The sequence below is a fragment of the Psychrobacter sp. 1U2 genome, from assembly GCF_051847575.1.
In genome coordinates this window covers 1-564 of sequence record NZ_JBPYDC010001605.1, presented here as the reverse complement: position 1 = coordinate 564, position 564 = coordinate 1, and the positions used below count along the sequence as shown (strand labels likewise).

Genomic DNA, 564 nt, shown 5'->3' with positions numbered 1-564 from the left:
TCACCTGCTACATCCATTTGATGATAACCGTTCATACCTGAATTATAGGCGATATCATAAACGGGCGATAACGACCACCTGCCAGCCTCGTCCATCATAAAAGAAAAGTTCTTACTATGATCGTCTTTATTGTTAAAAATGACATTAAATACGGCATGCCTAAAACCCTCTTCTACAGCAGCTTGTGACTGGGTTAGCATACGCACACAGCGTAAATACTGCAAATAATCCAATGATGGAATCCGAAAATCGATATCTAATAAGCCAGCAAGCGTATGAATATGGACGCGCTGATTGCCCATGCGGTCAAAACGCTCAACCCCGAAAGCAGCATATTTTTCATCAATATCAAAATAATGATGCGCTGGCATGTTAAGGCCTGCTTTTTTTGCCATATCAGCATAAAGCGATTCTAATAGACAAACGGTTTTATGCTCCGACTGAGCAGGGAACTTAATAAGCCACGGCATTGCGGATGTATGTTCGCTTGTTAAGTCAGTAGTAATAAACTCAGTTGCTTCATCGTATAGGATAAGTGCTTTTGGTCTTGCGCCTTGTGGTGAG

The 564-nt window shown here is 41.7% G+C and carries 1 protein-coding gene; it reads right to left on the bottom strand.

Annotation, left to right across the window (positions count from 1 at the left end; genetic code table 11):
• On the bottom strand, positions 1 to 564 hold a 564-nt coding region (locus tag ACS8FD_RS23425), incomplete at both ends, for a type II toxin-antitoxin system HipA family toxin (RefSeq protein ID WP_439277615.1).